At 66.7% G+C, this 7,481-nt stretch carries 4 protein-coding genes and 1 tRNA gene; 3 read left to right on the plus strand and 2 right to left on the minus strand.

Going from position 1 to position 7,481, the window contains the following annotated elements; all coding sequences use genetic code 11:
* Nucleotides 1–179 precede the first annotated feature (179 nt).
* Nucleotides 180–3,176 carry a UPF0182 family protein gene (locus tag TVH25_RS11600; RefSeq protein WP_346765302.1) on the plus strand — a complete coding sequence of 999 codons (2,997 nt, stop codon included), beginning with the start codon at nucleotides 180–182 and terminating at the stop codon, nucleotides 3,174–3,176.
* A 136-nt stretch (nucleotides 3,177–3,312) separates the two neighbouring features.
* Here the strand turns inward: TVH25_RS11600 and TVH25_RS11605 are convergent, their stop codons facing one another.
* Nucleotides 3,313–3,882, minus strand: coding sequence for a transglycosylase family protein (locus TVH25_RS11605; protein ID WP_169651716.1), 570 nt, complete (start codon nucleotides 3,880–3,882; stop codon nucleotides 3,313–3,315).
* Nucleotides 3,883–4,334: 452 nt separating this feature from the next.
* Between TVH25_RS11605 and TVH25_RS11610 the strand changes: the two genes are divergently transcribed.
* Nucleotides 4,335–4,411 (plus strand) — tRNA-Met (locus tag TVH25_RS11610).
* Between the two features lie 57 nt (nucleotides 4,412–4,468).
* On the opposite strand, the gene TVH25_RS11615 is transcribed toward TVH25_RS11610, so the two are convergent.
* The gene (locus TVH25_RS11615) at nucleotides 4,469–6,157 is read right to left on the minus strand and encodes an acyl-CoA synthetase (RefSeq protein WP_422424215.1); all 1,689 of its coding nucleotides are present in this window, start codon (nucleotides 6,155–6,157) and stop codon (nucleotides 4,469–4,471) included.
* A gap of 328 nt (nucleotides 6,158–6,485) precedes the next feature.
* Between TVH25_RS11615 and TVH25_RS11620 the strand changes: the two genes are divergently transcribed.
* Complete coding sequence (locus TVH25_RS11620; protein ID WP_169651825.1) at nucleotides 6,486–7,430, plus strand: alpha/beta hydrolase; 945 nt, start codon at nucleotides 6,486–6,488, stop codon at nucleotides 7,428–7,430.
* Nucleotides 7,431–7,481: the final 51 nt, after the last annotated feature.

Genomic DNA, 7,481 nt, shown 5'->3' on the forward strand with positions numbered 1-7,481 from the left:
GTCATTGGTGGGCCTGATCGGTGTCGGCTGTGCGTCCGATGCCGCCGGCCACGGATCGAGGACCGCGTACCTGTCCTGCGACTAGTCCGTAGAGTGGGGCGAAACGGTCACGCGGTGTGACGCACGAGGTATACATTCGCGGCGTTCTTCTCGCCGCCGGACGATTGGGAGCGTGGCACGTGGGCATGAGGCCCCCGACCGGAGTACCGACGTTGTCGAGACGGAGCAAAGTGCTGCTGGTTCTCGCATTGGTGGCCGCTGTGCTGCTGTTGCTGGGGCCGCGCCTGGTGGATACCTACACCAACTGGCTCTGGTTCGGGGAAGTCGATTTCCGCGACGTCTACATCAAGGTTCTTCTGACCCGAGTCCTGCTGTTCTTCGCGGTGGGTCTCTTCGTCGGCGTCGCCGTATGGCTGGCGATGCTGCTCGCGTACCGGTCACGGCCGGTATTCGTCCCCACCACCGGACCCAACGATCCGGTGGCGCGCTACCGCACGAGCGTGCTGACCCGGATGCGTGCGTTCGGGCTCGGTATCCCGATCGTGCTGGGCGTGCTGTCCGGACTCGTCGCACAGGCGAGCTGGGTGACCGTGCAGATGTTCTTCAACGGCGGAGAGTTCGGCACCACCGACCCGCAGTTCGGGCTCGACGTCGGGTTCTACGCATTCGACCTCCCGTTCTACCGCTTCATCCTGAACTGGTTGTTCGTCGCGGTCGTGCTGGCGTTCTTCGCCAACCTCGTGACGCAGTACATCTTCGGCGGCATCCGCCTCGCCGGGCGTGGCGGCAGCATGTCCACCGCCGCGCGTGTCCAGCTCGCCGTGCTGGCCGGCGTCTTCGTCGCACTCAAGGCTGTCGCGTACTGGCTCGACCGGTACGAGCTGCTCTGGAGCGGACGCAAGGAGCCCACGTTCACCGGAATGGGCTTCACCGACACCAACGCCGTGCTCCCTGCGAAGCTGATCCTGCTCGCGATCGCCGTGATCTGCGCGCTCGCGTTCTTCGCCGCGATCTTCCTGCGCGACCTGCGCATTCCTGCGCTCGCGACGGCGTTGCTGGTGCTCTCGTCGATCCTGGTCGGCGCTGTCTACCCGCTGATGGTCGAGCAGTTCTCCGTCCGTCCGAACGCGGCAGACAAGGAGAGCGAGTACATCGAGCGGAATATCGCTGCCACGAGGGTGGCGTACGGGATCACCGACGACAAGGTCGAGTACAAGGACTACCCGGGGGTGGGCACCACATCCCCCGAGGACGTTCCGGCCGACATCACGACGATCGCGAACGCCCGCCTGCTCGATCCCAACGTCCTGCCCCGAACGTTCACGCAGCAGACTCAGCTGAAGAACTTCTACGGATACCCGGAGTCGCTCGACATCGACCGGTACGAGGTCGACGGCAAGGTCGAGGACTACATCGTTGCGGCTCGTGAGCTCTCGCCGACCAGCCTGACGGGCAACCAGACCGACTGGATCAACCGCCACACCGTGTACACCCACGGCAACGGCCTGGTCACCGCTCCGGCGAACCGGGTCAACGCTGCGGCGAGCACATCGGCGGAAGAAGCCGCGAACAGCAACAGCGGCTACCCGGTCTACCAGATCAGCGACCTCGCGTCGCTCGCCGCCGAGAACCAGGTGATCCCGGTCGAGCAGCCGCGTATCTACTTCGGTGAGGTCATCGCCGAGGCAGACCCGGACTACTCGATCGTGGGTAACAGCGCCGACGCGTCCGGCCCGCGTGAGTACGACACCGACACCGAGAAGTACACGTACACCGGCAGCGGTGGCGTCGGGATCGGCAACTGGTTCAACCGTCTCGCCTTCGCGGCGAAGTACGCCGAACGCAACATCCTCTTCTCGAGCGCCATCGGCGAAAACTCGAAGATCCTGTTCAACCGCGATCCGCGCGAGCGCGTCACCAAGGTCGCTCCGTGGCTCACCGCGGACGGCGACGCCTACCCGGCCGCTGTCGACGGTCGCATCGTGTGGATCGTCGACGCGTACACCACGCTCGACAACTACCCGTACGCGCAGCGCGCGTCGCTCGAGGGCCTGGTCGAGGACAGCATCGACCAGAACACCGGCCGGCTGATCCCGCGCAAGGAGGTCTCCTACATCCGCAACTCGGTGAAGGCGACCGTCGATGCCTACGACGGCACCGTCACCCTGTACCAGGTCGACGAGGAAGACCCCGTTCTGGATGCGTGGATGGGTGTGTTCCCGGATGCGGTGACCCCGCAGGATCAGATCTCCGACGAACTGCGCTCGCATTTCCGGTACCCGGAGGATCTGTTCAAGGTCCAGCGGGAGATGCTCGCGAAGTACCACGTCGACGACCCGCGTGAGTTCTTCACCAACAACGCGTTCTGGTCGGTGCCCGCGGATCCCACCGTGGACACCAGCGCCAACCAGCCGCCGTACTACCTGCTCACGGGTAACCAGGAGAATGCCGAGCCGGCATTCAGGTTGACGTCTGCGATGGTCGGCTACAACCGGCAGTTCCTCTCGGCGTACATCTCGGTGGAGGCCGACCCGGAGAACTACGGCAAGTTCACGATTCTGCAATTGCCCACCGATACGCAGACTTTCGGTCCGGAACAAACGCAGAACGCGATGATCTCCGACACGCGTGTCGCCTCCGAACGCACGCTGCTCGAGAGATCGAACCGGATCCAGTACGGCAACTTGCTCACGTTGCCGATCGCCGAAGGCGGGATCCTCTACGTGCAGCCGATGTACACCGAACGCAACCCGACGGCGGGTAGTACCTCGACGTTCCCGCAGCTTTCGCGGGTGCTCGTGAGCTACCGGGAGCCGGGTACCGGTGGTGGCGTGCGGATCGGCTACGCGCCGACTCTCGCGGCAGCGCTCGACCAGGTGTTCGGTGCAGGCGTGGGCGATGCCGCCACCGCTCCGGGCGGGGTGGCTCTCCCGACCGCCGAAGTCGAGGACGAGGCGCGTGAGGAAGCCGTGCAAGGCGCTGCCGAGCCGGCGCCCGGCGAGCAGCCGTCCCCGGCTGCGCCGATCCCGGCGGGCCGCGACGCCGCGGTTGCCGAACTGGATGCCGCACTCAGCGAGCTGGCCGAGGCGCAGAGCAGCGGTGACTTCGCTGCGTACGGCCGGGCGCTGGAACGGTTGCAGCGCGCGACGGACGCCTACGAGTCCAGCGGAGGCTGATCTCCGCGTCCGGTTGAACCGCCCGCCGAGTGAGTGCGGACGACGAACGAAGCGGGGGCGGCGCCGGGGGCCCGGGTGTTTCCCCGGGGGGGCCCCCGCTTCGTTTCGTGACGGCGGATGCCGAGGGTCGGCCGGATCAGACGCCGGGCAGGGCGTCGAGGACCTGGTCGAACTGCTCGCCGTAGCCCAGCTCCACGGCCACGCCGCGCGCGACGTCGATGTACTGATGGACCTCGGCGGGAACGGCGGGGACCGCGATGTCGACGTACGGCTGCACCTCGGCCGGGAGGGCCGGTGCTTCCTGGACGGGAGCCGGTGCCGGTGCCGGTGCAACCTCAGGTGCCGGTGCCGGCGCGGGTGCCGGCTCTTCGACCGTCGTCAGATACTGACCGCACACGGGCCATGCGCCCGGCCCCTGCGTCTGCAGCGTGTTCTCCGCGACGCGGATCTGCTCTTCCTTCGTGGCCTGGTGCGGCATGCCGGTGCCGCCGTTGGCCTCCCAGGTGCTCTGCGAGAACTGCAGGCCGCCGTAGTAACCGTTGCCCGTGTTGATGGACCAGTTACCACCGGACTCGCACTGCGCCACCGCATCCCAGTTGTGGGTGGCGGCAGACGCGGTACCGGTTGTCAGAGCGAGCGGAACGGTCGCCAGGACTCCGGTGACGAGCACGGTGCCGACAGTACGTTTGCTGAAGAATTTGGTCATCGGTTTTGTGATCCTCTCGCGCTCGCGGACTGCGGTGGCCACGAAGACCGGCGCACTCGAGGTGCTCGAGGTCTGGGCGCGTGTCCGCGCTCTCCGCCCCTCGGACGTGTCGTAGCCACCGGATCCCGCGGGGCAGAGTGGAAGGCGGCGGGCCGGCGGAGGTTCGGTTGTGTCGAACCGGCACCGAAGGTACAAGTCCCTTTCGGCCGGTTCATCCCGCGAATTGTTACGACGCTCGTCCGATATATGGGAAAGAAAAAACATGTCGTCGCAGGTCACGGCGGCGTGTTGCGCTGGTAGAGACAAGATCGTTACCGCAACGTTATGTGTTGGGGATCATGCGATGGCCGTGGCGGCCCTCACTCGTCGGAGGGGCCGCATCTGTGCATTCGGGGTGGCCGACCGAGCGATTTGCTTTCCGATTCCGCGCTCCTGTAGGTTCGATCATGCAACGCGGGGTGGAGCAGCTCGGTAGCTCGCTGGGCTCATAACCCAGAGGTCGCAGGTTCAAATCCTGTCCCCGCTACCACGACAAGGCCCGGGAATCACATGTGATTCCCGGGCCTTGCACGTTGTGTACTGCGGATCAGCCTGTGGGCGCGGCAGACTCGCCCTCGTCGGCCCCGCTGTGTGGCGGCTCCATCTCGACGAGAACCCGCCGCAGCAGTTTCCCGGTCGCGTTGCGCGGCAGTTCGTCGAGGAAGATCACGTCGCGGGGGACCTTGTACCGCGCGAGGTTGGAGCGTACGAAGACCTTGATGTCCTCGCCGTCGCGGGCGGAGGTCGGGGACGGCACGACGAACGCGCGGAGCCGATGCCCGAAATCCGCATCCGAAATGCCCACCACCGCCACGTCGAGCACGTCGTCGCGCTCGGCGAGCAGGTTCTCGACCTCGAGCGGATAGACATTCTCTCCGCCGGAGACGATCATGTCGTCGTCGCGGCCGTCGACGAAGAGCCGTCCCTCCTCGTCCCAGTGCCCGAGGTCGCCGATCGAGAGCATCCCGTCGATGCGCTCCTTGTCGCGGCCGTCGGTGTACCCGGCGAAACTCAGTCCGCTGGAGACGAAGATGCGGCCCACGACGCCGGGTTCGGTGATGCGGCGACCGTCCGGATCGAACAACGCGACCCGGCAGGTCACGGGAGGGCTCCCCGCGGTACCCGGGGCGAGGCGGATGTCTTCCGGTGTCGCGACGGTCGCCACGGCGCACTCGGTGGACCCGTACAGGTTGTGCAGCACATCTCCGAACGACTCGCGCGTGCGGCGGCACAGATCGGGGGAGAGCGCCGAACCCGCCGAGAAAATGATCTTCAAGCTCGACGTGTCGTACTCCGCGATCTTTTCCGGACCGAGGTCGAGAATTCGCTGGAGCATCGTCGGCACCACGACCAGCACGTTCGCGTGGTGCCGATCGATCAGGCTCAGTGTGTCCGTCGGCGTGAAGCGGCGCATCATCACGATCGTCTGCCCCAGGGCGAGGGCGATCGCGAACTGCGACACCCCGGTGCCGTGGAACGCGGGAGCGGCCATCAGCATGGTCTGACCCGGACGCAGCGGCACCCGGTCGAGGAACTGGGCAGAGGCGAGCGGCGAGGTGCGACCGCGCGGTGCGCCCTTCGGCGTTCCGGTCGTGCCACTGGTCAGAAGCACGAATCCTCCGAAGACCGGCGGTGCCGGAGGTGCGGAGACGTCGACTCCTTCGATCGCTTCCTCGAGCGTGGGAACACCAGGGACCTCGTCGTCCTTCCACGACACGTAACGACGCACACTCTCGGGGAGCGCGGCGGCGACATCGGCGAACTCGGAGTCGAACACGAACGTCGTGACCGCCTCCCGCTCCGCTACTTCCGCGAGCTGGCGCGGGGCGAACCCGGTGTTCATCATCACCAGCCGCGCACCGAGCTTGGCGGCTGCGAGCATCGTGACGACGAGCCCACGGTGGTTGCGGGCCATGATCCCCATCGACGAGCCGGGAGTGACGCCGGCGTTCTTCCACGCGTGCACGAGTCCGTTCGACCAGTCTTCGAGTTCCCGGTAGGTGACCTCGCCCCGTTCGTCGATGATGGCGGCCACGTCCGACCCGCGGGCGGCGTGAGCGTGCACGGGCCCCGCGAAGGGCCCGTACTTACGTGCGGCGGCCATGGTGGCGAGGCTCTGGTCGACCCGGGGGAAGTGGAGGAGGCCCGCCCGCCGCATCACGGCGAGAGCACCGACCGCGTCGGTGACGCTGTCGAGGGCACCGCGGACATTTTTGGCGAGGTCGAGCACCGGCATCGGGAGGCCCTTTCGGCGGCATACATGGATGGAGGTAACGGCGTGCGCTCCTCACCCTAGTAGTGATACACGTCACATGGGGCGGAATGTCCGTATTTTCGGGAGCGCCGACCGCCCAGCAGTCTGCGCATGGTGGGACATGTCACTGAAGAACGCCGGCGACCAGGCGATTCGCGCCGAGCGGAGGTCGATCGGGGTAATACGGACGCACCGGGCGTCGATGAAATCGGAGAACACTCGATCGACGTCCGTGGGTGACATGCCCACAGAAAGGGTGCAGGTGCTACGCGTGACCCGCTCCGACAACCCCTCACTCAGCAGGCGAACGATGCTCAAGACAGCGTTCGCGGGCGCAGCCGGACTCGCCGGCGCCGCGGCCCTGGCCACCTCCGCACCGGGCGTTGCGAGGGCAGTACCCCGGGGAGGGTACGAAGAGATCTGGGTGCCCTCGGAGATGGGCCCGATCAAGTGCCAGGTGCAGTGGGCCAAGCGGGGCGGCAGTGCGTCGCTGTACCTGCTCGACGGGATGCGTGCCCGCCCGGATGCCAACGCGTGGTCGTTCGAGACGAACGCCTTCGAGCAGTTCGCACTCGACGACGTCACCCTCGTGATGCCGGTGGGCGGTGAGTCCAGTTGGTATAGCGACTGGTACAACGCGAGCAATTTCAACCAGCAGGGCGTGACGTACAAGTGGGAGACGTTCCTGACCCGTCACCTGCCCGCCGCGCTCGCCGCACGCGGAGTGGACCGCACCCGCACCGGCATCGCCGGGTTGTCGATGGGCGGCACGGCGGCGCTGAACCTCGCGGCGCACCATCGCGATCAGTTCAAGTTCGCCGCATCCTTCTCGGGATACCTCTGGCTCAATGCTCCGGGCATGCGCTCGGCGATCCGGATCGCGATGCTCGACGCCGGTCTGTACAACGTCGATGCGATGTACGGTCCGCCGTGGGACGAGTCGTGGGCGCGCAACGACCCGTTCACTCAGGCCGAGAGCCTGCGCGGGTTGCCGATGTACGTCTCGGCGGGCAGCGGAATCCCCGGATATGCGAACCGGGTCGAGAACATGGTGGATGTGGTCAACACCGCCAACGGCATGGGACTCGAAGCGTTGTCCCTCGCGACCACCCGCGCGTTCCAGGCGCGGCTGGACAGCCTGGGCATCGGTGCGACGTACAACTTCCCGAACGTCGGCACCCACAGTTGGCCGTATTGGTCCGAGGAACTGTGGCGGGCCCGGCCGCACATCCTCAGCGCTCTGCGGGCGGGGTAGGAGCTTTCGACGAGCGGTGGGCGGCCCCCGCCGGGGGCCCCCCTCGCGGGG

This window comes from Rhodococcus sp. 7Tela_A2, assembly GCF_049311045.1.
Lineage (GTDB): Bacteria > Actinomycetota > Actinomycetes > Mycobacteriales > Mycobacteriaceae > Rhodococcus.

What these genes read in the sequence shown, in the direction of transcription:
- TVH25_RS11605 (WP_169651716.1), bottom strand. Translation starts at nt 3,882, where the DNA reads ATGACCAAATTCTTCAGCAAACGTACTGTCGGCACCGTGCTCGTCACC.
- TVH25_RS11615 (WP_422424215.1), bottom strand. Translation starts at nt 6,157, where the DNA reads ATGCCGGTGCTCGACCTCGCCAAAAATGTCCGCGGTGCCCTCGACAGC.
- TVH25_RS11620 (WP_169651825.1), top strand. Translation starts at nt 6,486, where the DNA reads ATGCTCAAGACAGCGTTCGCGGGCGCAGCCGGACTCGCCGGCGCCGCG.